Source organism: Nocardia sp. NPDC056611 (assembly GCF_042792755.1).
In the GTDB taxonomy this organism is placed as follows: domain Bacteria; phylum Actinomycetota; class Actinomycetes; order Mycobacteriales; family Mycobacteriaceae; genus Nocardia.
Window position 1 is genome coordinate 802,238 of the sequence record NZ_JBHTVV010000004.1, and the last position, 22,018, is coordinate 824,255.

21 protein-coding genes and 1 pseudogene are annotated in these 22,018 nt (G+C 68.8%); 10 read left to right on the top strand and 12 right to left on the bottom strand.

Going from position 1 to position 22,018, the window contains the following annotated elements; genetic code table 11:
• Positions 1-149: 149 nt before the first annotated feature.
• Positions 150-1,400, top strand: coding sequence for a helix-turn-helix domain-containing protein (locus tag ACFRAQ_RS25030; RefSeq protein ID WP_379103535.1), 1,251 nt, complete (start codon positions 150-152; stop codon positions 1,398-1,400).
• A gap of 15 nt (positions 1,401-1,415) precedes the next feature.
• Here ACFRAQ_RS25030 and ACFRAQ_RS25035 read toward each other — a convergent pair whose 3' ends face one another.
• Positions 1,416-2,768 carry a serine hydrolase domain-containing protein gene (locus tag ACFRAQ_RS25035; protein ID WP_379103537.1) on the bottom strand — a complete coding sequence of 451 codons (1,353 nt, stop codon included), beginning with the start codon at positions 2,766-2,768 and terminating at the stop codon, positions 1,416-1,418.
• Positions 2,769-2,915: 147 nt separating this feature from the next.
• Here ACFRAQ_RS25035 and ACFRAQ_RS25040 point away from each other — a divergent pair.
• The 4 genes and pseudogenes from ACFRAQ_RS25040 to ACFRAQ_RS25055 all read left to right on the top strand — a co-directional run.
• Positions 2,916-3,266: pseudogene (locus ACFRAQ_RS25040) on the top strand (AAA family ATPase); the annotation flags it as partial.
• Positions 3,229-3,366 (top strand): hypothetical protein, encoded by a 138-nt coding sequence (locus ACFRAQ_RS25045; RefSeq protein ID WP_379103810.1) that lies wholly within the window; start codon positions 3,229-3,231, stop codon positions 3,364-3,366. The pseudogene ACFRAQ_RS25040 and the gene ACFRAQ_RS25045, both read left to right, overlap by 38 nt.
• The gene (locus tag ACFRAQ_RS25050; protein WP_379103812.1) at positions 3,367-3,579 is read left to right on the top strand and encodes a hypothetical protein; all 213 of its coding nucleotides are present in this window, start codon (positions 3,367-3,369) and stop codon (positions 3,577-3,579) included.
• Between the two features lie 85 nt (positions 3,580-3,664).
• Complete coding sequence (locus ACFRAQ_RS25055) at positions 3,665-5,119, top strand: catalase (RefSeq protein ID WP_379103539.1); 1,455 nt, start codon at positions 3,665-3,667, stop codon at positions 5,117-5,119.
• Positions 5,120-5,134: 15 nt separating this feature from the next.
• Here ACFRAQ_RS25055 and ACFRAQ_RS25060 read toward each other — a convergent pair whose 3' ends face one another.
• Positions 5,135-5,785, bottom strand: coding sequence for a TetR/AcrR family transcriptional regulator (locus ACFRAQ_RS25060; RefSeq protein WP_379103541.1), 651 nt, complete (start codon positions 5,783-5,785; stop codon positions 5,135-5,137).
• Positions 5,786-5,886: 101 nt separating this feature from the next.
• Here ACFRAQ_RS25060 and ACFRAQ_RS25065 point away from each other — a divergent pair, with 101 nt between their 5' ends.
• Entirely contained in the window at positions 5,887-6,612 is a 726-nt protein-coding gene (locus tag ACFRAQ_RS25065) for an SDR family oxidoreductase (protein ID WP_379103543.1), read from the top strand.
• Between the two features lie 18 nt (positions 6,613-6,630).
• On the opposite strand, the gene ACFRAQ_RS25070 is transcribed toward ACFRAQ_RS25065, so the two are convergent.
• Complete coding sequence (locus tag ACFRAQ_RS25070) at positions 6,631-7,371, bottom strand: TetR/AcrR family transcriptional regulator (protein WP_379103545.1); 741 nt, start codon at positions 7,369-7,371, stop codon at positions 6,631-6,633.
• A 157-nt stretch (positions 7,372-7,528) separates the two neighbouring features.
• Here ACFRAQ_RS25070 and ACFRAQ_RS25075 point away from each other — a divergent pair, with 157 nt between their 5' ends.
• Positions 7,529-9,070, top strand: a complete 1,542-nt coding sequence (locus tag ACFRAQ_RS25075; protein WP_379103548.1) for an MFS transporter — start codon at positions 7,529-7,531, stop codon at positions 9,068-9,070.
• Positions 9,071-9,137: 67 nt separating this feature from the next.
• Here ACFRAQ_RS25075 and ACFRAQ_RS25080 read toward each other — a convergent pair whose 3' ends face one another.
• The 3 genes from ACFRAQ_RS25080 to ACFRAQ_RS25090 form a co-directional block, all read right to left on the bottom strand.
• Positions 9,138-9,329 carry a hypothetical protein gene (locus ACFRAQ_RS25080; protein WP_379103551.1) on the bottom strand — a complete coding sequence of 64 codons (192 nt, stop codon included), beginning with the start codon at positions 9,327-9,329 and terminating at the stop codon, positions 9,138-9,140.
• Between the two features lie 63 nt (positions 9,330-9,392).
• Positions 9,393-10,418, bottom strand: coding sequence for a phosphotransferase family protein (locus tag ACFRAQ_RS25085; protein WP_379103553.1), 1,026 nt, complete (start codon positions 10,416-10,418; stop codon positions 9,393-9,395).
• Between the two features lie 2 nt (positions 10,419-10,420).
• Complete coding sequence (locus ACFRAQ_RS25090; protein WP_379103555.1) at positions 10,421-11,536, bottom strand: hypothetical protein; 1,116 nt, start codon at positions 11,534-11,536, stop codon at positions 10,421-10,423.
• A 128-nt stretch (positions 11,537-11,664) separates the two neighbouring features.
• Between ACFRAQ_RS25090 and ACFRAQ_RS25095 the strand changes: the two genes are divergently transcribed.
• Positions 11,665-12,273, top strand: coding sequence for a TetR/AcrR family transcriptional regulator (locus tag ACFRAQ_RS25095; RefSeq protein WP_379103557.1), 609 nt, complete (start codon positions 11,665-11,667; stop codon positions 12,271-12,273).
• A 499-nt stretch (positions 12,274-12,772) separates the two neighbouring features.
• Here ACFRAQ_RS25095 and ACFRAQ_RS25100 read toward each other — a convergent pair whose 3' ends face one another.
• From ACFRAQ_RS25100 to ACFRAQ_RS25115, 4 genes are read right to left on the bottom strand one after another with little or no spacing between them, the layout of a single operon-like run.
• The gene (locus tag ACFRAQ_RS25100; RefSeq protein WP_379103559.1) at positions 12,773-13,426 is read right to left on the bottom strand and encodes a lactate utilization protein C; all 654 of its coding nucleotides are present in this window, start codon (positions 13,424-13,426) and stop codon (positions 12,773-12,775) included.
• A complete protein-coding gene (locus ACFRAQ_RS25105) occupies positions 13,423-14,922 on the bottom strand; it encodes a lactate utilization protein B (protein WP_379103561.1) in 1,500 nt (499 codons plus the stop codon). The genes ACFRAQ_RS25100 and ACFRAQ_RS25105 overlap by 4 nt, the downstream gene beginning before the upstream one ends.
• Positions 14,919-15,698 carry a (Fe-S)-binding protein gene (locus ACFRAQ_RS25110; RefSeq protein WP_379103563.1) on the bottom strand — a complete coding sequence of 260 codons (780 nt, stop codon included), beginning with the start codon at positions 15,696-15,698 and terminating at the stop codon, positions 14,919-14,921. The genes ACFRAQ_RS25105 and ACFRAQ_RS25110 overlap by 4 nt, the downstream gene beginning before the upstream one ends.
• A gap of 22 nt (positions 15,699-15,720) precedes the next feature.
• On the bottom strand, positions 15,721-15,927 hold the full coding sequence (locus tag ACFRAQ_RS25115) for a hypothetical protein (protein ID WP_379103565.1): 207 nt from the start codon (positions 15,925-15,927) through the stop codon (positions 15,721-15,723).
• Between the two features lie 127 nt (positions 15,928-16,054).
• Here ACFRAQ_RS25115 and ACFRAQ_RS25120 point away from each other — a divergent pair, with 127 nt between their 5' ends.
• Positions 16,055-17,740, top strand: a complete 1,686-nt coding sequence (locus tag ACFRAQ_RS25120; RefSeq protein ID WP_379103567.1) for a PKD domain-containing protein — start codon at positions 16,055-16,057, stop codon at positions 17,738-17,740.
• Between the two features lie 36 nt (positions 17,741-17,776).
• On the opposite strand, the gene ACFRAQ_RS25125 is transcribed toward ACFRAQ_RS25120, so the two are convergent.
• Complete coding sequence (locus ACFRAQ_RS25125; RefSeq protein ID WP_379103793.1) at positions 17,777-18,772, bottom strand: TIGR03617 family F420-dependent LLM class oxidoreductase; 996 nt, start codon at positions 18,770-18,772, stop codon at positions 17,777-17,779.
• Between the two features lie 151 nt (positions 18,773-18,923).
• Complete coding sequence (locus tag ACFRAQ_RS25130; RefSeq protein WP_379103569.1) at positions 18,924-20,558, bottom strand: GMC family oxidoreductase; 1,635 nt, start codon at positions 20,556-20,558, stop codon at positions 18,924-18,926.
• Positions 20,559-20,763: 205 nt separating this feature from the next.
• Between ACFRAQ_RS25130 and ACFRAQ_RS25135 the strand changes: the two genes are divergently transcribed.
• Positions 20,764-21,996: a cytochrome P450 gene (locus ACFRAQ_RS25135; RefSeq protein WP_357275497.1), complete on the top strand. Its 1,233-nt coding sequence runs from the start codon at positions 20,764-20,766 to the stop codon at positions 21,994-21,996.
• The last annotated feature ends 22 nt before the right edge of the window (positions 21,997-22,018 follow it).

Sequence of the window (22,018 nt, forward strand, 5' to 3'; positions counted from 1 at the left end):
TGCGCCGTAAGCTCGCCCGGTCTGGAATCCTTGTCGGCAGATCCACCCTTGGAAGGAATGGGCGGAAGGAGAAGGGCATGGTAGACATCGGCGAAACAAGCGGGCGGTGACGGCCGGGAAAGCCGATCAGGCAGAAGGAGTTTGACCCGGTGGCCGAAAGTACCCTTGGGGCACGGGTAGCGGAGTTGCGCCGGCGGCGGGGACTATCGCAGAAAGAGTTGGGCGCGGCGATTCGGCGCTCGGAAAGCTGGGTGTCGCAGGTCGAGCGAGACGTCCTGCCTGTTGAGCGACTGTCCGTTCTGCAAAGACTGGCGGACGTGCTCGGCGTGGCGGTACGCGATCTGCGTCCCGAAGCGGCCGAACCGGTGGCCGCCGACCGCGGCGACGGGCATCGGCCCGGCTCGGCGGTCTTCGAGCAGCTGCGGCTGTTGCTCACCGGACATCCTGCGCTGGACCAGCTCCTCGGAGACGCGGCCGACCGCGTTCCCGAGCCGAACGCGGCGGACGCGAAACTCCCCGAGCTGCAACAGCGCGTGGACCTGGCCTGGCAGCTGGCACACGAATCCCGTTTGGTCGAGGTGGGCGGCAGCCTGCTGGAACTGATCCCGGATCTGGAACACGCCGCGCGGGCGAACACCCCGCGGCGGCCGGAAGTGCTGACCCAGCTCTCGCGCGCCTATCAGGTGGCCGCGACCGCGTTCACCCGTCAGGAGGAGGTCGACGCGGCGTGGGTCGCGGCCGATCGCGCCTTGTCCGCGGCCGAGGAATCCGGTGACGCGCTCAGCGTCGTGGCCGGAACCTACCGCATGGCACAGGCCTTCCTGCGCCTGCAACGACTGGAACAGGCCGAACGGGCGGCACGGGTGTCGGTGGCGGCGCTGGCCGCCCGCGCGGCGGCCGACCACCCGCGGCCGGAAGTGCTGTCGCTCTACGGATCCCTGCAGCTCATGCTGGCGGTGATCGCGGCGACGGACGGGAATCGCACCGCGGCCCGGGCCGGGCTGGCGGCGGCGCGCACCGCCGCCGATCGACTGGGCGAGGGCCGCAACGACTTCGACACCGAGTTCGGTCCGACCGGGGTCGCCGTGCACGCGGTGGCCGTGGCCGTCGAACTGGGTGACGCCGGCGAGGCGCTCGACACCGCGCGCACCGTCGACGCGTCGATCCTGTCGCCGGAACGGCAAGCCCGCTTCCTGGTCGATGTGGCCCGCGCGCACGCGCAGCGGCGGCAGGCGGCGGAAGCGTTGGAGGCGTTGCTCAATGCCGAGCGACTAACGCCCGAACTGGTCCACACCGATCATCGCGCCCGCGAGGTGGTGCGCGATCTGCTGCAGTTCGCCGGCCGCCGACCGGCCGACGACTTACGGGAGCTGGCGGGGCGGGCCGCGGTCACGCCCTAGACGCGGTCGTCGGAGTCAGCGCATCCTCGGGGTGCGCGGGTCGGGGCCGACGCACGCCAGCAGCAGGCAGCCCGGGGGCGCGTCACTGAACGGCGGGGCGAGTGAAAGGTTCAAGCAGGACAACACGGTACAGCCGGGATAGGCGTCCGCGCCGACACCGAAGACCGCCAGTGCGATATCGGTGTCGAAGTACGCGCGGTAGTCCACTCGCAGCGGCGTCTCCACGTACGGGCCCGGATCCGGCATCGGATGGTCGCGGAACCCGGACAGCAGGCGGCGGAAGAACTCGTGCGACGGCTCGTCGCCGTATTGCAGGAGGCCGCCGGGGCCTTGACCGCTGTGCACGCCGAACACGCCGGTCCACACCACCATCAGGTCCAGGTCGGGCACCACGAAGACGTTCTGCTGGCCGAGTCCGGACATGGAATAGGTGTCGGCGGGCAGGAATTCGGGATTCTCCGCGCAGCCCGGGCCGATCCAGAACAGGTAGCCGTAGCAGCGGTTGGTGGCCGACGGCGTGACGGCCCGATCCAGATAGGCCTCGGAGATGACGGCGCGACCGTTCCAGCGGCCGTGCGTGGCGACCAGCATGCCGAGCCGCGCCAGATCGGCGGGCGGGATGAACAGGTGCGCGTACCCGTAGGTGTGGCCGGAACGGTCCCGCGCCCAGTAGTAGTCGCCGCGCTCGATCCCCAAGGGGCCGAACAGTTCCCGCTGCGCGAAGTCCTGGAGCGGTTCGCCGGTGGCCAGTTCGATCACATACGACAGCAGGTCCACATTGCGCTGGCTGTATTGGAAGGCGCTGCCCGGCGGGGTGTCGAAGGGCACGCCCAGTGCCTGGACCGCGCTGAACGGGTCGAGGGGGACGACACCGGTGATGCCCTCGGTGGCCGCGCCGACCCGCAGGCCCGAGGCCTCCTGCAGCAGGTTCTCCACGGTGATGGCGCGGTGCCCCGCGTCGCCGATGCCCGGCGGCAGATAGTTGTCCAGGGTCGCGTCGATATCGAGTTTCCCATGGTCCCAGGCGATTCCGGCGAGCAGGGAGACGACGCTCTTGGTGACGCTCCAGACGTTCCACGGCACGGTGTCGGTCTCGGTGTTCGAGGGGCCCGCGCCGATCAGACAGTTGTGCCGAAAGACCTGGACGTTCAAGCGGTTTCGGGTGGCCGCGAAGGCGAGGGCGTCGGCCAGGGGTCCGGGGGCGACCCCGGTGTCCTCGGGTGCGGCGCGCACGAAGTCGCGCCCCGTGGGTTGCGCGCAGTACGCCGGGTCGGTCACCGCTGTCGCGGCCCCTCCGCCGAGGATCACGCTGCCCGCCATCACCACCGTCGCCAACGCGCCGGCCATCCCCCTGCGCATGCGCCGCATGGAGTTCAGGCTAACCCGGAAAGTTGAAGCCGACGCCCAACAAGCGCCTCTCGGCGAGTGGTCGCTCGTGGCGACGAAGGGTGCGGCCCGGGGCTGTTCCGACGCCGGCACTGTGCATCAACCAGGCTCCGTGTCGATCTATTCCAGGTGCGACACTGTGATCTGGGCTATGCCTCGAAACGTCTATGGAGAGTCCGGGTTCGACACCGCGGGTGGCACACCGGGTACACCGGCCGCAGCGAGTACAACCTCAAACAGGTCTTCCGCACCGCGCGCCGCAAGGCCCCCTGCGTCCTGTTCTTCGACGAGATCGACGCTCTCGGCCACAAGCGCAGCCATCTGTCCGGCTCGAGTTCCCTGCGCTCCACCGTCAATCAGCTGCTCACCGAGATGGATTCGATGACCAGCGACAACGAGGGCGTCTACATCATCGGCGCCACCAATCACCCCTGGGACGTCGATGTGGCCCTGCACCGCCCCGGCCGCTTCGACCGCGTTCCGGGAGGTGCTGCGGCTGGAGCCGGACCATGCGGAAGCGCTGCACGAGCTCGCGCTGCTCGCGGTGGATCGGGGGGACAACCAGGCGGGCGCGGAGTAATTGCGGCGGGTCGCGCAGTTGGATCCGGCGTACGGCGATGTGGTGCGGGAGCAGCTGGCGTGGCTGGCCGCGCAGGACGAGCTGCGGGCGCGGGCGGCCCGCGAGGCCGCGGCCGGGGGCGCGCCGCCGCCGATGCCCACCTGGCTCGATCGCCCGCCCACCTATATCCCGCCACCGAATTTCCCGACCTATCGCCCGCCGGCTCCGCGCTAGCGCCCGGACTGTATACAGCTTTGTTTACTGACGAGCCTGCCCGCTTTTCTTGACTAGTTCAAGAAAGCGGAGCAGGCTCGGTTTCATGACCAAGGCGACCACCACCAACTCCGGCGCCCCGGTGCCCAGCGACAACGAATCGCTCACCGCGGGCGCCCAGGGCCCGATCCTGCTGCACGATCACTACCTGATCGAGAAGCTCGCGCACTTCAATCGGGAGCGCGTCCCGGAGCGCGTGGTGCACGCCAAGGGCGCGGGCGCGTTCGGCGAACTGGTGGTCACCGGCGACGTCAGCCGCTACACCAAGGCCGCGCTGTTCCAGCCGGGCGCCCGCACCGAATCGCTGGTGCGGTTCTCCACCGTCGCCGGTGAGCAGGGCAGCCCCGACACCTGGCGCGACCCGCGTGGTTTCGCGGTGAAGTTCTACACCACCGAGGGCAACTACGACATCGTCGGCAACAACACCCCGGTCTTCTTCATCAAGGACCCGATCAAGTTCCCCGACTTCATCCACTCGCAGAAGCGCCTGCCCGGCTCCGGCCTGCGCGACGCGAACATGCAGTGGGACTTCTGGACCCTGCGCCCGGAGACCGCCCACCAGGTCACCTGGCTCATGGGCGACCGCGGCATCCCCGCCACCCTGCGCCACATGGACGGCTTCGGCTCGCACACCTACCAGTGGATCAACGAAGCGGGCGAACGCTTCTGGGTGAAGTACCACTTCAAGACCGACCAGGGCATCAAGACCCTCACCCAGGCCGAGGCCGACGAGCTGGCCGGCAAGGACGCCGACTACCACCGGCGCGACCTGTACGAGGCCATCGAGCGTGGCGACCACCCGAGCTGGACGCTGAAGGTCCAGATCATGCCGGTCGCCGAGGCCGAGAACTACCGCGTCAACCCCTTCGACCTGACCAAGGTCTGGTCGCAGCAGGACTACCCGCTCATCGAGGTCGGCCGCTGGACCCTGAACCGCAACCCCGCGAACTACTTCGTGGATATCGAGCAGGCCGCCTTCGCGCCCTCGAACGTGGTGCCCGGCATCGCCTTCTCGCCCGACAAGATGCTGCTGGGCCGCGTCTTCGCCTACGCCGACGCGCACCGCTACCGGATCGGCGCCAACCACGCGCAGCTGCCACCCAACCGCGCCAAGGCCGCGCCGGTGAACTCCTACTCGCAGGACGGCGCCATGCGTTTCGGTCACAACGCGCCGACCGTTCCGGTGTACGCGCCCAACTCCTTCGGCGGTGCGCACGCCGACCCGGCCCGCGCCATCGATGACGGCGCGTGGGCGTTCGACCCGACCATGATCCGCGCCGGCTACGTCACCCACCGCGAGGACAACGACTTCGCGCAGGCGGGCGCCCTGGTGCGTGAGGTCATGGACGACGCGCAGCGGGATCGCCTGGTGAGCACTGTGGCCGGGCACATCCTGGGCGGCGTTCGCGAGCCGATCCTGGGCCGCGTTTTCGACTACTGGAAGAGCGTGGACGCCGACCTCGGCAAGCGCATCGAAGTGGCTGTCCGCGAACAGCTCTGACCCACTCTCGGGGTCTTACCCCCGAACCCGATCGAGGCCCGCGTCGCTTCGGCGACGCGGGCCTTCTGTGTTCCCGGCCAGAATCGAATCGGTGAGCCGTTCGGCCACGGCGGTATCGAGGGGCGCGTGGCCGAGCAGGAAGCGGTACCAGAACACGCCGTAGAACTGGTCGACCATGAGATCGAGGTCGGCGTCATCGGACAGTTCGCCGCGTGCGCGCCCCCGCTCCAGGACCTCCCGGACGGCCTGACGCCGTTGCGCCGTGAAGGTTTCCAGCAATTCGGCCAGGTGCGGGTCCTGCGCGGCCTCGCGAACCAGGGTGCGCAGGGCGGGCGCGGTCGAATCGCTCTGCGCGCCACGGAAGGTCGAGTCGATGATCGCGATCAGGTCGGCGCGCACCGAACCGGTGTCGGGCGTCGGCACGTGCAGGGTGGATCGTTCGGTGAGCGCGTCCAGCAGCAAGGCGCCTTTGGACGGCCACCAGCGGTAGACGGTCTGTTTCCCGACTCCGGCCGCCCGTGCGATGGCGTCGATGGTGACCGGCGCGCCCCCGGATTCGCCGAGCAGCCGTAGCGAGGTGTCGAGGATGGCCTGGTGGGTGGCCTCGTTGCGGCGGCGGCCGGTGTGGGGTCGCTCGGGATCGGACTGCGGCCCTGCGGTTTTCATCGATGTCCTCCTGTGGCGCAGCTCACCGTTCTGTCGAGACTAAAAGTCTCGGTTCCGCTGTTGTCGAGACTATCAGTTCCAACAAACTGGAGGTTCCGGCAATGACCACAACACAGCGCGTCGTCATCATGGGCGGCAGTTCCGGCATCGGTGAGGCCACCGCCGCCGTCTTCGCGGCCGCGGGCGCCGAGGTCGTCATCACCGGTCGCGACCGGGCCAAGCTGGACGCGGCCGTGGCCCGCATCGGCGGCGACACCACCGGTCACGCCGTGGACGCCGCCGACCAGGCCGAGGTCTACGCCTTCTTCGCCGGGCTGGGAACCCTGGACCACCTGGTCATCTCGGTGAGCGGTTCGGCCGGTAGCGGCCCGTTCGCCGAACTCGGCCTGGATCAGCTGGCCGCCGGTTTCGACGGCAAGTTCTGGCCGCAGGTCCGCGTTCTGAAAGCCGCACTGCCACATCTGGATTCGCACGGTTCGGTGACCCTGGTGACCGCCGCCTCGGCTCGTTCGGCCTTCCCCGGCACCGCGGGTCTGGCCGCCATCAACGGCGGGCTCAATGCCATGGTCGCGCCGCTGGCGGTCGAGCTCGCCCCGCTGCGGATCAACGCGGTCGCCCCGGGAGTCATCGATACCCCGTGGTGGGACCGGGTTCCCGAGGCGCAGCGCACGGCCCTGTTCGACGGTCTGGTCGCCACCACCCCGGTGGGCCGGGTCGGCCGCCCGGAGGATGTCGCGGCCGCCATTCACCTGCTGGCCGTGAACGGCTTCACCACCGGCGTCGTCCTCGATGTCAACGGCGGGACCAGCCTGGCGTCCGGTCGCTGAATCAGCCCGCGCGGCAGCCTATTTGCCGGCCGCCCGGGTGCGCCGCACTTCCAGCCCGTCGAGGATGAGGCCGAGTTCGTCGTCGAAGAAGTCCTCGCGGGACTGGGCGACGTCGATGTCTCCCATGGTCCGGTGGCGTTTGCTGATGTGCGGATAGCTGCGTGTCGCTTGCTCGGCCAGGGTCATGAAGTTGGTGAACCACTCCTGCTGACTCTGGCCGCTGCGGGCGATGGTGGTGACCATGGCGGTCTCGCCGCTGGTGGTGCCGAGCACGTAGGACCAGACGGCATTGGCGGCGCGGTCGGCGGAGTAGTCGTCGAAGCCGACCGCCGCGAGCAGGGCGAGCATGGTCTCGGACAGGCGCAGCAGGTTCGGGCCGAGGTAGGCGAGTCCGGCGCCGGTCATGGCGGTGCTGATCCATGGGTGCCGCAGGATGGCGGCGCGGATGTCGCGGCTCAGGGTGAGCAGTTCGGCGCGCCAGTTCTCGGCGATGCCGGGGGGTGCGGGGACGTCGCCGAAGGCCTCGTCGATGGCGAGTTCGAGGATCTCGTCCTTGTTGGTGACGTGGGTGTAGAGCGAGGTCGCGCCCGCGTTCAGGCGGCTGCCGAGGCGGCGCATGCTGAGCGCGTCGTAGCCCTCGGTATCGAGCAGGGCGAGCGCCTCGGTGACGATCTGTTCCCGGCTCAGTGCGGGCTGATCCTTGCGCTGTCGTTCCGGTCGGGTCCACACCGACGAGAACTCCTGTGCCTTGGCCGCCATGGCTCTTCCTCCTTTGTCTGCCGAACAGCATAACCCCAGCTAGAACGCCGTTCGTCCTGCCGTACACCGTTCCCTCTTGCGAACAGTGTACGGAGGTCGTACAGTGTTCGACAACGCCGCACAGTGTGCGGAACCGCTTCTCGAAGGGGACACGACAATGACTGCGAAAGATATGGCCGAGGCGCTGACAGCGCCGGTCGCCCAGCGCGACCCGCGGCGCTGGCTCATCCTGGTGGTGCTCTGCCTGAGCTCCCTGGTGCTGGTGATCGACAATATGGTCCTCACCGTCGCCCTGCCCCAGATCGCCACCGACCTGCACGCCGGCCCGCAGGCGCTGCAGTGGGTGATCGACTCCTACATCCTGGTCTTCGCGGGGCTGCTGCTCACCACGGGCAGTCTCTCCGACCGTTTCGGCCGCCGGCTGGTGATGGTCTTGGGCCTGGTGCTCTTCGGCGCGGCCTCACTGCTGGCCGCCTACGCCACCAGCCCCGAGATGCTGATCGGCGGCCGCGTGATCATGGGCATCGGCGGCGCGCTCATCATGCCGAGCACCCTGTCCATCCTGATCACCGTGTTCGACGAGCAGGAGCGCCCCAAGGCGATCGCCGCCTGGAGCAGTGTCGCCATGATCGGCATGGTCGGCGGCCCGGTGCTGGGCGGCCTCATGCTCGAACACGTGTGGTGGGGCGCGGTCTTCCTGCTGAACGTGCCGATCGCGGCGGTGGCCATCGTGGCGGCCATGACCCTGATGCCGGAGTCCAGGGGCCCGGCTCGCCCGACCGATCTGCCGGGCATGGCGCTGTCCATCGTCGGCACCGTGGCGCTGGTGTGGGGCATCATCGAGTTCCCGACCAAGGGCCTTGCCGGAACCTGGGTTTCGCTGGTGGTCGCCGCGCTCTTCCTGGTGGCCTTCCTGATTCGTGAACTGAAGGCCGAGCACCCGATGGTGCCGCTGCAGCTGTTCCGCAACCGCGTCTTCACCGGATCCAGCTTCTCGCTGGTCCTGGTCACCTTCGCCAATGCCGGTCTGCTCCTGCTGCTGACCCAGTATCTGCAGTTCGTGCTCGGCTACACGCCGATGAAGACCGCGCTGGCCTTCACCCCGCTGGCCTTCGCCGCCCTGGTGGCGCAGGGTGTGGGCGCGGGTCTGGTGCGGAAGCTGGGCGTCCGCCCGCTGACCCTGCTCGGCATGCTGGTGCTGGCCGCCGGTTCGGGCGCCCTGGCCGCGCTCGACACCGACTCGGGCTTCTGGGCCGCGGCCCTCGCCATGGCGCTGGTCGGCGCGGGCGCCGGTCTGGCCATGCCCGCCGCGATCGGCGCGCTGATGGGGGCCATCCCGCCGGAGCAGGCCGGCGTCGGTTCGGCCCTGAACGACACCATCCAGCAGACCGGTGGCGCGCTGGGCGTGGCGGTGCTGGGCGCGATCCTGGCCGGAACCTACACCGACGGAATGCCTTCCGACGCCCCGGCGGCGGCCCGCGACAGCATCGCCGGAGCCTTCGCCACCGGTGACGCCAGCCTGCTGAACGCGGCTCGCGACGCCTTCACCCACGCCATGTCGACCACCTTCCTGGCGGGTGGCGCGGCGGTCCTGGCCGCCACGGTGATCGCCTTCTTCCTGATGAAGGGCGCGAAGGCGGCGGCGCCGGAAGGACTTCCGGAGGAGACGGCCGAGCCGGAGCTGGCCGAGGCCCGCTAGCCGACACCGGAAAACGATTCCGCCCCCGGCGTACTGCCGGGGGCGGAATCGTCTATTTCCTGGTGGCTCAGGCCGACTCGTCCTTGGCCTGCATGCCGAACGAGACCAGCGCCAGCAGTACCCCGATCGCCCCGAGCACGATGCCGAAGCCGGGCTGCATATCGTCAGCCCAGGCCAGGATGATGAAGTGCATATCGGCCTTCTGCAGGAACAGCGAGCCGAAGCCGAGAATCGCCATCCAGATACCCAGACGCAGCATTAGGGAACCCCCCCGATCGAAATGAAATGTGCCGCGACAGCGTATCGGTGGACGGCGACACTGTCAGTTCAGTAATTGCTCGATGCGGGCCGTGCAGAAGCCGGTGATGTTCATTTCCGGTGGCAGTTGCACGCGATGGGTCATGCGCAGCAGCGGAATCGACAGCAGGGCGGCGGAGAAGATCTCCTGGTATTCGAGATCGCGGACCTGGTATCCGGTGTGCTTCTCGTAGTGGGCGATGGTCTCCTCGCGGGTCGGGGTGCCCGGTAGCGGGGGGTGGCCCTCGTATTCGCTGCAGGCCCAGTCCAGGAACAGCAGCCAGGCCAGATCCGATTCGGGCGCACCGAGATGTGCGATCTCCCAGTCGAGGACGCCGCGGACCTGGAAGTCTCTGTCGTAGAGGATGTTCGACATGCGGGCGTCGCCCCAGCACAGGCAGGGCCGCTCCGGCTCGTGGAGGTTGTCGCGAAGGTAGGCGACCGCCCGCCGGTACGTCTCGGGCGGATCCCCTTCGCAGGCCCAGCGCAGGGCTCCTTCGAGGTAGTTCACCCCTTGTTCGACCACCCCGGTCCCGTGCCGCGGGAAGGCGAGGAAGTCCAATCCCAATGCCCGCCAATCCAGTTGGTTGACCGTGGCGATGGTGTCCACGCACCCCCACCACATGCGGGCTCGTTGTTCGGGCGTGGCCTCGAAGTAGTTCCCGGCGGCGTGATACGACGGATAGTCGCTGGGGGCCTGCCCGTCCAGCCGGTGCATGACGAAGTACGGGCTGCCGAGCGGATTGTCCCCGCGCTCGAGCCAGGCCACCTCGGGGACCGGCAGCCCGGTGCCCGCCAGTCGTCGCATGACCAGTACCTGCCGCAGCAGGTCGTAGTCGGGGAACAACGACAGGTCCGGCGGGCGGCGCAGTACCAGGGGAGTGCTGCCGGATTCGTCCTCGACGGTGAAAAGGTAGGTCTCGGTGGCGAATCCGCGCTTGGTGCGCGCGAGATCGCGGACGCGAGCCGCGCCGGAGGCCGAAAGATGCTCGCGCACCCGCGGTTCCAGGGCCGCTCCGAGGTGCTCGGCGGGAATTCTGGTGGCGGTCACGGTCAGTACCCCTCGTACCCGTACCGCGCGTTGCGGCCCATGAAGACCATTTCGACCAGGCCGTAGCCGACCTTGCCCTCGGTCTCGACCCGGCAGAAGGTCTCGCTGAGCATGCTGACCTGCTTCAGGTCGGCGGTGTCGGTGAGGTCGGCGGTGAAGCCGTCGCTCCAGTTCGGGCCCTTCCACAGTCCGGAGGCGTAGCCGCGGTAGTGGTCGTATCCGGCCAGGCCGGGCCAGAAGTCGGAGACGGGGGTGATGGTGAATTCGCGATCGCGCCCGTCGGCGGAGCGCACCGTGAAGCTGCCGCCGCTGACGATGCGGAAGTCGTCGCGGAAGGTGAGCGCGTGGTTGGTGGTGGCGATGGGGATGGGCTGTCTGCCGGAGTCCAGCGGCGGCAGCACGGTGCCCTCGAAGTGCCAGCGCTGCCCGTCGGCGGTCTCGCGCTGCGCGAAGTGCACGAGTTCGTCGTCGAACTGGAAGATGCCCATGTAATAGAGGACGCCGTCGGGGATGTCGCCGGGCTGCAGGCCCTCGCCCTCGCCGAGGCTGCCGCCGCCACCGCCGTGGCGGGTGCCCCAGGAGTGGTCGCGTCCGAACCACCAGGTGTCGGGGTCGATCTCGAAGCGGGTGCCCTCGACCTCGATCCAGCCCGAGACGCGCCCGTTCTGGTAGTAGCGGCGCGCGTCTTCGCGGACCCGGCCGCGGCTGCGGAAGAAGGCGGGTTCCTGCTCGTAGGCCGGGAATTCGCCCGCGAGTTCGAGCTCCAGCCGGATGCCGTGGTCGTTGTCGCCGAGCGTGGCGCGGACCGTGCGCAGCGGCTCCACGATCTCGTACTTGAACGGTCCGACGGTCCAGTCGGCGATGCCGTCGTAGCGGTCGCCGATCTCGCGGGAGAGCCGGACCACGTGGGCGGTCTTGTTGCCGATGGTGACCATGGCGTACGCGTCGAGCACATTGCGGTTGGGGTAGCGCGCCATGCCGGTCATGACGCTGATCTCGCCGGTGGTGTCGAAGCCGTACAGGACGACGCGTTCGGTCCAGCGCAGATCGCTCTGCTGCACGTGGTCGAAGGTGGTGGGGAGCTGGTGGGCGAGTAGTTCGTCCTGGGGCGTCAGCATCGACGGCTGCCTCTCAGCGGTGTGGCCTGTGCCACTCTGAATTAGAATACGAGGCGCAGCGTATTCCAAATAAGGCAGGAATGTAACCTGTTCCAGGAGATTCGCCCGGCCGACCCGAGGGAGACCACGTGACCGCAGCGACAGGGACCGCCCGCACCGGCCCCGGCCGTCCCCGGGATCCGCAGCTGGACGCGCAGGTGCTGACCGCCACCCAGGAACTCCTGGTGCGGGACGGCTACCAGGCCACCACCATCGCGGCCGTGGCCCGCCGGGCCGGGGTGGTCACCACCTCGATCTACCGCCGCTGGCCGGGGAAGCGGGCGCTGGTCGAGGACGCGATCTTCGCGCTGGACACCGAGAACCATCCGGTCCCCACCGGCGATCTACGCGCCGACCTCTTGGCGTGGACCCGCCTGTTCCTGAACGCGGCCGCGCATCCCGCCGCCCGCTCGGCCATTCCCGGCCTGCTGTCGGAGTATCACGACGATCGGGAGAGCTACCGCCGCCTGCTCGACGGCGGCGAGCGCCCCACGATTCAGGCTCTGGGTGAGCTGTTGACGGCGGCCGCCGACTCCGGCCAGGCCGCCCGGACCTGTGACACCGAGGCGGTCTTCGAATTCCTGCGGGGTGCGACCCTGATGCGCGCGCTCACCCACGGGATCGAGGATGCCGACCACTTCAGCCGCCGGATCGCCGACGCCCTCTACGCGGTCGCGCAAACCCCCCGATCAGAGTAGGCCCCACCAGTAGATCAGGCAGGCCAGAGCCAGTACGACCAAGGTTTCCATCGTCCATCCCAATCTGCTTGGCGCTCTTGCCTTCCATGATGCCGTCTCTCGAGTCGTGAAGGCCACATTCGCGGATAACAAGATCATTCGACTTGCTTCACCAGGCGATCGACGCACGACCCGCCCGGAGCGAAGCGAAGGGCAAAAAAGCGCATAACCCGCGTGTCCGTCACCCCTCGTGGACGGACTCGCGGGTTCTGCGCCTGCCTGCCACCCCCTTCGCGGCAGGCCGGAAACCCAGCGAGACGCCGATCGATCGGTGTGCTGTGGGCGGCCCGTCACCCCTCGTGGACGGGCCGGCCCCAGCATTCCCGCCCCAGGAAAGGTGGCTCGGTGGGTCCGCCGGTGCGTTCCGGCGTTGGACACAACGATGCCCAGCCGTGCTTGGCACGGCCTTAACAAGATCTTGTAACAGTGAAAAGTCCTGCTAATTCCCCCTTTTCGGGGGCTAGTCGACCACGATGACCACCAGCTGCCGGGGTCCGTGCACGCCCTGTACCCGGATCATCTCGATGTCCACCGTCGCGGACGGCCCGCTGAACCAGGTCAGCGGCCGGTGCGGGTCCAGCACGCCGATCACCTCCGGGATCGACGAGGCGATCTGCTCGGCTCCCACCACGCAGACATGGCAGTCGGGCACCAGCGTCGGCGCGCGCCGACCCTGACCGGGGCCGCCGTCGAGCACCACGGTGCCCGAATCGGCGATCGCCGCGGCACAACCGGTGACCACGGCATCCACCGCGTCGAGTTCGGCTGGGGACAACTGTGGATCATCGGAGACGACGCGATTTCCGGACCCGTTCGCCCACTCCGTCAGCCAGGACGCGGGCAGCCCGGCCGGAGCGAGCACGCGGGATGCCCCGTGCTCGCGCAGGGCCGACGCGATGGCGGCGGGCAGTGCTGCGGCCCGCACCCGATGCGATTGCGCGCCATAGTGCTTCAGCCGTTCGAGGAACAGCGCGGTGACCGCGGCCGGGTCCCGTTCGTCGATTCCCGGTGCCTGCCTGAGGTATTCGCGTGGCACGGTGGTGGTGCGCTGCGCGGCGGGCAGGTCCGACAGCGCCTCCCGAATGCGGGTGAGTACGACCTCGCGCGCGCTCATCGCGGCCCTCCGTGTCCGTTGCCCTGCACGTTGACCTGCCCATTGCCGACCTGCCCGTTGCCATTGCGCCCGCCATTGGTTCGCGCCCACCAGGTCCGGAACGACTCCTTGGGCACGGCGGGCACCAACCGGCTCCGTGTCCATCCCGAAAGCGGCGGCGGCAGATGCTTTTTCGGTGCGATGACGCCCGCGATCCCCGCGGTCTTCACCGCCGCGGCCCAGAGCTGGGGGTGGTACATCATGTGCTCGACCGCGTCGAGTGCCGCGCGTTCGCCGCGGTGCTTCACCGCGGCCGGTCCCTCGGCGATGTCGTTGCGCAGCTCGAGGAGGTTGCCCGTGATGTCGATGCGGACGGGACACACCTCGTTGCACGCGCCGCACAATGTGGACGCGTACGGCAGTGACGCGGTCTGCGGATCGTCCGCGCCTTTGAGCAGCGGGTTCAAGATGGCCCCGATCGGTCCCGGGTACACCGAGCCGTAGGTCTGCCCGCCGGTGCGTTCGTAGACCGGGCAGATGTTCATGCACGCGCCACATCTGATGCAGCGCAACGCTTGTCGACCGAGCGGGTCGGCCAGGGCCCGGGTGCGGCCGTTGTCGACCAGGACCAGGTGGAATTCGCGCGGCCCGTCGCGGTCGGTGACGCCTGTCCAGGTGGACACGTAGGGCGACATGCGTTCGCCGGTGGAGCTGCGGGCCAGCAGTTGCAGGAACACCTCGAGGTCGCGCCAGGTCGGCACCACCTTCTCGATGCCGACCACCGAGATGAGGGTCTCGGGCAGGGTCAGGCACATGCGGCCGTTGCCCTCCGATTCCACCATCACCACGGTGCCGGTCTCGGCGACCAGGAAGTTGCCGCCGGTGACGCCGACCTTGGCGGCCAGGAACTTCTCGCGCAGGTGCAGTCGTGCGGCGTCCGCCAGTTCGTTCGGATCGTCGGTGAGCCCGGCCGGGGCGGGCCGCCCGTGCTTCCCCATCTCCGCGGTGAAGATGTCGCGAATCTGCCCGCGGTTCAAGTGCATCGAGGGCACCACGATGTGGGAGGGCAGGTCGTCGCCGAGCTGCAGGATGATCTCGGCGAGATCGGTTTCGCGGGCGTCGATCCCGGCGGCGCGCAGCGCGTCGTCGAGCCCGATCTCCTCGGTGAGCATGGATTTGGCCTTGACGATCCGAGTCTCGCCGGTGCGCCGCACCAGCTCGGTGACGACCAGGCAGGCCTCGGCGGCGTCGCGCGCCCAGTGCACCACCCCGCCCGCCGCCGCCACCGCGGCCTCCAGCTGCACCAGATAGGAGTCGAGATGGTGCAGCGCGTTGTCCTTGATGGCGGCGGCGCTGTCGCGCAGCTGCTCCCAGTCGGGCCGTTCGCCGACCAGCGCGTCGCGTTTCGCGCGGATGGTGTGGGTGGCCCGGTGCACGGTGGCGCGCAGTTGCGGATCGCGGGTGGATCGTTCGGCGGCCTTCGGGAACGGCGGCCAGCCCACGAAACTCTTGCTCATGACGCCACTTCCGCGGCGGCGAGCGGCAGTCCGGGCATCGGCCCGTCGGCGGTGGTGCGGGCCAGGATCTCCACCAGATGCAGGCTGCGGACGTCGGTCCTGTCCTTGGCGAGCCGCCCGCCGATGTTCATCAGGCACGAATTGTCCACGGCCGTCAGCACATTCGCGCCGGTCTCGCGGACGTGCCGGGCCTTGTCACCGTTCATCGCGCCCGACACCGCCCCGTTCTTGACCGCGAAGGTGCCGCCGAACCCGCAGCATTCCTCGGCGGCGGGCAGTTCCACCAGGTCGATGCCCGCCACCGCGCGCAGCAGCGTCAACGGCCGGTCGCCGATGTGCTGGACGCGCAGGGAATGGCAGGTCGGGTGGTAGGTGACCCGGTGCGGGAAATACGCGCCCACATCGTGGATTCCGAGGTCGTCGGTAATGAATTCGGTGACCTCGCGAATTCTGGGCAGGATGGCCTGGGTGTCGAGGGCGAGCCTCGAATCGCCGGTGGCCTCGGCGACTGTCATGTAGAACTCGCGCGGCGCCTGCCCGCACGAGGCCGACGGCATGATGATGCGGTCGTACCCGCCGAGCACCTTGACGAAGTGCCGCGCCAGTTTCGCGGTGTCGGCGCGGTACCCGGTATTGCAGTGCATCTGCCCGCAGCAGCTCTGTGCCGTCGGGAATTCCACCTCGACGCCGAGCCGCCGCAGCAGTTTCACCGTGGCCTGTCCGGTGCCGGGGTAGAGCACATCGTTGATGCAGGTGACGAAGAGAGCGATACGCATGCGGTCCCTTCCGGAGTGGTGGTCAAACGCGTTGGCGGACTTCGGCGGCCGGTGCGGTCCGGAGCGCCGGGATGATCGAGATGAAGCAGACGGCGGTGAACAGCGATTGCCGGCCGGGGGAGAGGTCCAGCCGCTTGGTATAGCTGCTCGGTAGCGGACCAATCAGATTCCATGCCCAGAAGGTGCGGGCGAAGGCGGCGGTAGCGAGTGTCAGATTTCTCGCGTTCATCCCATTTGTCTAACAGATGCGCAGGTAGAACGGGCTAAATTGGGCCATTTCGGCGCGCCTACGGCCGCCGCGCCGCCGTATCCGCACCATGTCTGCTGTCGGATTGCGCATCTCCCCAGGAGGAGCAATGAAAGTGTGGCGATCCCGCCGGTGTCGCGCGGCCCTGCTGCCGGCCCTGGCGGGTGCGATCGCGGTGGCCGGAATCGTGGCGCAGGCCGGTCGGCCGCTACCCGCCGCCGCCGAACCCGCGAGCGACCTTCCCCTCATCATCGACGTCAGCGCGCCCCCCGACGGGCCGTGCGCCGGCCCGCTGCACGGCACCGCCGCCGTCTACTTCCCACCGGGGGTCGACTCCCATGCGGAGGTGGAGTGGCGGATTCTCGGTGGCGGCCAGCCGATTCGCAGCGGCATCACCGTGGTGGAGAACGACGTGATGGCGGTCGGGTTCGACCTCCGCCACGACGAGCTCCCCGCCGACGGCCTGCTCCGCGTGGACGCTCGCGCTCGGATCCCGGGCGGCGACGTCAGCGGCTACGGCAAGCCGTGGAACTTCCGGGTGAGCCGGGATTGCCGCCCGCTGCACGTGGTCTCGGTCGGCGACTCGGTGTTGTGGGGCCAGTCGGTGCTCGGCGGCGTGAGCGCCCCGCGCAAGCACAGCTTCGCCAACGTGGTGGCCGACGCCCTGGGGTCCAGGACCGGCCGCGGCGCCACCCTGCACGACTACACCGCCTCCGGCGCCGCCCTGGACGCGCCCGGTGAGCACCCGACCGGCAAATGCCCCGGCGGGGACGCCACCCTCGACGTGTTCTGCCAGCTCGCCAAGGCCACCGGCGACGCCACCGCGAACGGCTACCCGGTCGATCTGGTGCTGATCGACGGCTGCCTCAACGATCTGGACCCGATCTTCGGCATTCCGGTGGGCGTCACGCCCGGCACCCAGGATCTGACGGCCGCCGTGCACCGCGAATGCGGCGGCATGGGCGCGGACGCGGTGAACCCGGCCGCCGCCGTGCCCTATTACAGCGGAGCCGCTCTCGGCTACGGGGGTCGTGGCATGCGGGAGGCGGTGCAGGCCGCGCACCAACTGCCCGGCACGCCGAAGGTGCTGGTGGGCAACTACTTCCACGGCTACGACGGGGATCGGGTGCCGCAGTCGTTGACCCAGCGCTGGTCGGAGTTCGTGCGGGTGTCCTCGGAGCTGTTCCGGCAGGCCGTCGCCGACGCCAATGCCACCGCGGGCGAGGGGTACGCCACCGCCGCCGACGGGCTGTTCACCGAGGATGCCGCGGGCGGTCAGGATCCGGCGCAGGTCGTGAAGGAGCCCGCGCAGACGACGCCCCGGGACGTCGCACAGCCCGCCGAGCGGACGCCGGCCCTGAACCCGCTCGGCGACGAGGCGGCGTCGCTGCGCCTGCTGGTCTGCCCGCAGGCCGACGACCTGCCGCAGTGCCGGGCTATCCCGGCCGTGTCACCGCCCGACCTCGAGGTCGCGCGCAAGCACGCCGACGCCTTCCTGATGAATCCCCGGATCAGCGAATGGTTCGGTGGCGGTGAGCCGTTCGGTATCGGGTTCACGGCCTCGAAGGTGACCGCCCGGTCCGGCAACGCGGTCAGTTTCGACGCCGAGCGGGCGGGCGGCGCCATTCGCCGGTACGACTGGTACTTCGGCGACGGCTCGCACGAGACCACCACCGATCCGGCGGCCTCGCACGTCTACAACGGGCTGGGTCCGAACCTGCCGCGGCTGGTGGTCACCGATATGACCGGCCGTCGGAGCCTGTACGAGCTGGCCGAGCCCATCACCGTGGGCTGATCAGGCGTGCGGTGTTGATCACGCGTGCGGTGTTGATCAGGCATGTAGGGCGGTCACCAGGTCGGCGATGGCCTCGTCGCCGACCTGGTAGCCGGGGAAGTAGCAGCAGACGCGAGCGGCGGTGTCCCCGAAGCGGTTCCGGATCTGCGCGGCGCATTGGGCGGGCGTGCCACCGACCGTGAGCGCGTCCACCATGGTGTCGTCGATCAGTCCGGCCATCTCCCGCCAGCGCCCCTGCTTGGACAGCAGATTGAGCTCGGGCTGCAGATCCGCCCAGCCCTCGACCTCCAGCACCGGGCGGTACGCGGGCGTGGAACCGTAGAACGCCAGCAGGTTTCGCACCGCCTTGCGCGCCGTGGCCAGCTCTTCTTCCGTATCACCCATGGCCACAATGGCTTCCACGATGATCTCGAACGGCCGGGTGGAGTCGCCGCGGCCCTTGCCCACCGCGGCGAGGGTCCGCTCCCGGTAGTGGCGCTCGGTGGTGAACGGCATGACCAGCAGCCCGTCCGCGACCTCGGCGGCCATGGCGGTCATGCGCGGACCCAGCGCGCCGACCAGAACCGGCGGCGGCCCGCAGGGATTCGGTCCCGGATCGAATTGCGGCGTCATGAGCGTGTGCTGCCAGAACCGCCCGCGATAGTCGAGGCGCTCCCCGGTCTGCCAGGCCCGCAGAATCGCCTGCACCGCGAGCACCGTGTCGCGCATCCGCTCCACCGGCTCCGACCAGACGCTGCCGTACCGCTTCTCGATGTGCGGGCGGATCTGGCTGCCGAGCCCGAGCCGGAACCGCCCGCCCGAGAGCGCCTGCAGATCCCACGCGGTGTGCGCGAGATGCATCGGGCTGCGCGGGAACGCCATGGCCACATTGGTCATGATGTCGGTTCCGGCGGTGGCGGCCAGGGTGAGCGGCGCGAACACGTCGTGCGCGCCCTCGAAGGTGAACACGCCGTCCACCCCGAGTTCGCGCAATCGCGCGGCGCGCGAGGCGGATTCGGCCAATGGCGCGTTGAGCCACAGATCGACGGGCAGGGACACCGCTGACTCCTCGGGAGAAAGGACAACAGCCCCGGGCCGAGAGGTAGGAGGCCCGGGGCTGTTGCAGGTCAGCGATGGTCGTGGCCGCTGACCCGCGCGCCGGAGCTACCAGGGAAGTAGCGGTCTCCGGAGCGGCTCGGTGGGATTACTGTCCGCCGTTGATGAACTCGGCGGCCTTCTCGCCGATCATGTAGCTCGGCGCGTTGGTGTTGCCGCCGGTGATGCTGGGCATGATCGAGGCGTCGGCGACGCGCAGGCCCTCGATGCCGTGCACCTTCAGGGTCGGGTCGACGACCGCGCGCTCGTCCACGCCCATGCGGCAGGTGCCGACCGGGTGGTAGATCGAGTGCACGCGGTTGGGGAGCTCGCGGCGCAGCGCGGTCTCGTCCGCCCACTGCTGGCCCGGGAAGAAGTTCTCGGTGACATCGCCCGCGATGCTCTTGTGCGACATGATCTCGCGGATCATCTTGATGCCCTCGACCAGGAACTCGGTGTCCCACGGGTCGGTCAGGTAGCCCGGGTCGATGAGCGGCGAGGCGAACGGGTCCGCCGAGGCCAGCTTCATCTCGCCACGGCTCTTCGGGTAGATGAGCGACGGCATGATGGTGAAGGCCGGGCGGCGGTCCACCAGGTGCAGCTTGTCGGCGTCCTGGTTGGGCGTCGGGTAGCTCCACGGCAGGGTGTGGATCTGCATGTCCGGGTGGTCGCCCTCGGCGAACTTGGTCTTGACGAAGCCGGCGGCCTCGAAGACCGTGCGGCCCATGAAGGAGCTGCCCGGGTTGCGCATCTCCTTGAGGATGCCGCGCGCGAAGTAGGTCGGGATGCCGCGGTGGATGGCCTTCTTGGACACGAAGGTCATGGGCACGAACAGGTGGTCGTGCAGGTTCTGGCCGACCGGCAGGTCCGCGACGACCTCGATGCCGTGCTCGCGCAGCTGCGCGGCCGGGCCGATGCCCGAGAGCATGAGCAGCTGCGGGGAGCCGATCACACCACCGGAGACGATGACCTCCTTGGCGGCCTTCACGATCCGGCGGGTGCCGTTCTTCTCGGCGATCTCGACGCCGGTGGCGCGGCCGTTCTCGATGACCACGCGGGTGGCGTGCACGTGCGTGAGCACGGTCATGTGCGAGTTCGGCATGTTGGTGATGAAGCCACGCGAGGAGCTGTAGCGGATGCCGTCCTTGACGGACTGCTGGAAGATCGAGAGGCCTTCCTGCGACTCGCCGTTGTAGTCCTTGATGATCGGCGTGCCGAGGGACTCGGAGGCGGCGGTCATGAACTGCTCGGCGATCGGGGTGATCTCGCGGGGGCGGGTCACCTCGATGGGGCCGCCGGTGGCGCGGTAGTCGTCGGCGCCGTCGACCCAGTTCTCCAGGCGCTTGTAGGCGGGCAGGACCTCGTCGTAGGACCAGCCCTTGTTGCCCTCGGCGGCCCAGGAGTCGAAGTTGGCCTTGTTGCCACGCACGTAGAGCATGCCGTTGACCGAGGACGAGCCGCCGAGCACCTTGCCGCGGGTCATCGGGATCTTGCGGTCGTTGGCGTGCTTCTGCGGGACCGAGTACTGCTTCCAGGTCACCAGCTTCTTCAGCTGCGGGACCGTGTGGACCATCGAGATCATGCCGGGGCGGGTGACCAGCTGGGTGTTGTCCTTGCGCCCGGCCTCCAACAGGATCACGCTCGCGCCGGCCTGCGCGAGGCGCCCCGCCAGCACCGCGCCGGCGCTACCCGCGCCAACGACGACGTAATCGGCTTCGGACGTGGAGCCCGGGGAAGGGGTCATATCAGTTACCTCATCTTCGAGTGTGCCTGGCATCACTGTAGAACAGGTTCTAGTCTGCCGACACCCCGGATGGGCTGTCCAGTCCCAAGATCGACTTCGGGTTGGAGGCCGGAAACGCTGCCCTCTGGCCGGTCGGCATGGTTGAATTCCTGTGAAACACGTTCCAATTTCGTGATCTTAGCGGCACCTTGCCCGAGGAGGAACAGTGTCTGTTCCGTCACTGCCCGCCGGCTTCGACTTCACCGATCCCGCGCTCTGGGCCGACCGTAGTCCGGTCGAGGAGTTCGCTCTGTTGCGGCGCACCGCACCCGTCTGGTGGAACGCGCAGACACCCGAGCAGGCCGCCCCCATGGACGACGACGGGTACTGGGTGATCACCCGCCACGAGGACGTCAAGGAGATCTCCCGGCGGCCCGAGCTCTGGTCCTCCCATCGCAAGGGCTCGATCATCCGGATGCCCGCCGACTCCGAACCCGAACAGCTCGAACTCGGCCGCGAAGCGCTGCTGGTGAACATGGATCCGCCGAAACACACCAAGATTCGGCGCATCGTGTCCAAGGGCTTCACCCCGCGCGCCGTCGAGGGCTTGCGGGCCGCGCTCACCGAACGCGCGGAAAAGATTGTGCGGGAGGCGAAATCGACCGGCGGCGGCGATTTCATCGAGCAGGTGGCGTGTGAACTGCCGCTGCAAGCCATCGCCGAACTGCTCGGGGTGCCGCAGGACGATCGATACAAGCTGTTCCACTGGTCCAACCAGCTGATGAACTACGACGATCCGGAATTCGCGGGCCAGAACATGGCCGCCAATGCCGAATTGCTGGGCTACGCCTACAACATGGCCGAACAGCGCCGGGCCTGCCCGGTCGGCGACATCGTCAGCCAGCTGGTGACCGCCGATGTCGACGGCGAGGCGCTGGGCTCCGACGAATTCGGATTCTTCGTCATCCTGCTGTCGGTGGCGGGCAACGAGACCACCCGCAATGCCATCGCGCACGGCATGAAGGCCTTCGTCGACAACCCCGATCAGTGGGAGCTGTACCGGCAGCGCCGCCCGCACACCGCGCCCGACGAGATCGTGCGCTGGGCGACGCCGGTGACGGCGTTCCAGCGGACCGCCACCCAGGACACCGAACTCGGCGGGCAGAAGATCCGCGAAGGCCAGCGCGTCGGATTGTTCTACAGTTCCGCCAACTTCGACGAGGAGGTCTTCGACCGCCCCTTCGAATTCGATGTGCTGCGCGATCCCAATCCGCACGTCGGGTTCGGCGGCACCGGCACGCATTTCTGTGTCGGCGCGAATCTGGCGCGGCTGGAGATCGACCTGATGTTCAATGCGATCGCCGACGCCATGCCGGAAATCCGCGAAGTCGAACCGCCGCAGCGGCTGCGTTCGGGCTGGATCAATGGGATCAAGCATTGGCAGGTCCGCTACTCCTGAACCGGTGACCCCGTCGAACCCG

Coding starts and splice junctions, on each gene's coding strand:
- ACFRAQ_RS25080 (WP_379103551.1), bottom strand. CDS start 9,329: ATGCTGCGTCTGGGTATCTGGATGGCGATTCTCGGCTTCGGCTCGCTG.
- ACFRAQ_RS25100 (WP_379103559.1), bottom strand. CDS start 13,426: ATGAGCGCGCGCGAGGTCGTACTCACCCGCATTCGGGAGGCGCTGTCG.
- ACFRAQ_RS25130 (WP_379103569.1), bottom strand. CDS start 20,558: ATGACCCCTTCCCCGGGCTCCACGTCCGAAGCCGATTACGTCGTCGTT.
- ACFRAQ_RS25045 (WP_379103810.1), top strand. CDS start 3,229: ATGTGGCCCTGCACCGCCCCGGCCGCTTCGACCGCGTTCCGGGAGGTG.
- ACFRAQ_RS25035 (WP_379103537.1), bottom strand. CDS start 2,768: ATGCGGCGCATGCGCAGGGGGATGGCCGGCGCGTTGGCGACGGTGGTG.
- ACFRAQ_RS25070 (WP_379103545.1), bottom strand. CDS start 7,371: ATGGCGGCCAAGGCACAGGAGTTCTCGTCGGTGTGGACCCGACCGGAA.
- ACFRAQ_RS25115 (WP_379103565.1), bottom strand. CDS start 15,927: ATGAACGCGAGAAATCTGACACTCGCTACCGCCGCCTTCGCCCGCACC.
- ACFRAQ_RS25110 (WP_379103563.1), bottom strand. CDS start 15,698: ATGCGTATCGCTCTCTTCGTCACCTGCATCAACGATGTGCTCTACCCC.
- ACFRAQ_RS25105 (WP_379103561.1), bottom strand. CDS start 14,922: ATGAGCAAGAGTTTCGTGGGCTGGCCGCCGTTCCCGAAGGCCGCCGAA.
- ACFRAQ_RS25075 (WP_379103548.1), top strand. CDS start 7,529: ATGACTGCGAAAGATATGGCCGAGGCGCTGACAGCGCCGGTCGCCCAG.
- ACFRAQ_RS25120 (WP_379103567.1), top strand. CDS start 16,055: ATGAAAGTGTGGCGATCCCGCCGGTGTCGCGCGGCCCTGCTGCCGGCC.
- ACFRAQ_RS25055 (WP_379103539.1), top strand. CDS start 3,665: ATGACCAAGGCGACCACCACCAACTCCGGCGCCCCGGTGCCCAGCGAC.
- ACFRAQ_RS25090 (WP_379103555.1), bottom strand. CDS start 11,536: ATGCTGACGCCCCAGGACGAACTACTCGCCCACCAGCTCCCCACCACC.
- ACFRAQ_RS25065 (WP_379103543.1), top strand. CDS start 5,887: ATGACCACAACACAGCGCGTCGTCATCATGGGCGGCAGTTCCGGCATC.
- ACFRAQ_RS25060 (WP_379103541.1), bottom strand. CDS start 5,785: ATGAAAACCGCAGGGCCGCAGTCCGATCCCGAGCGACCCCACACCGGC.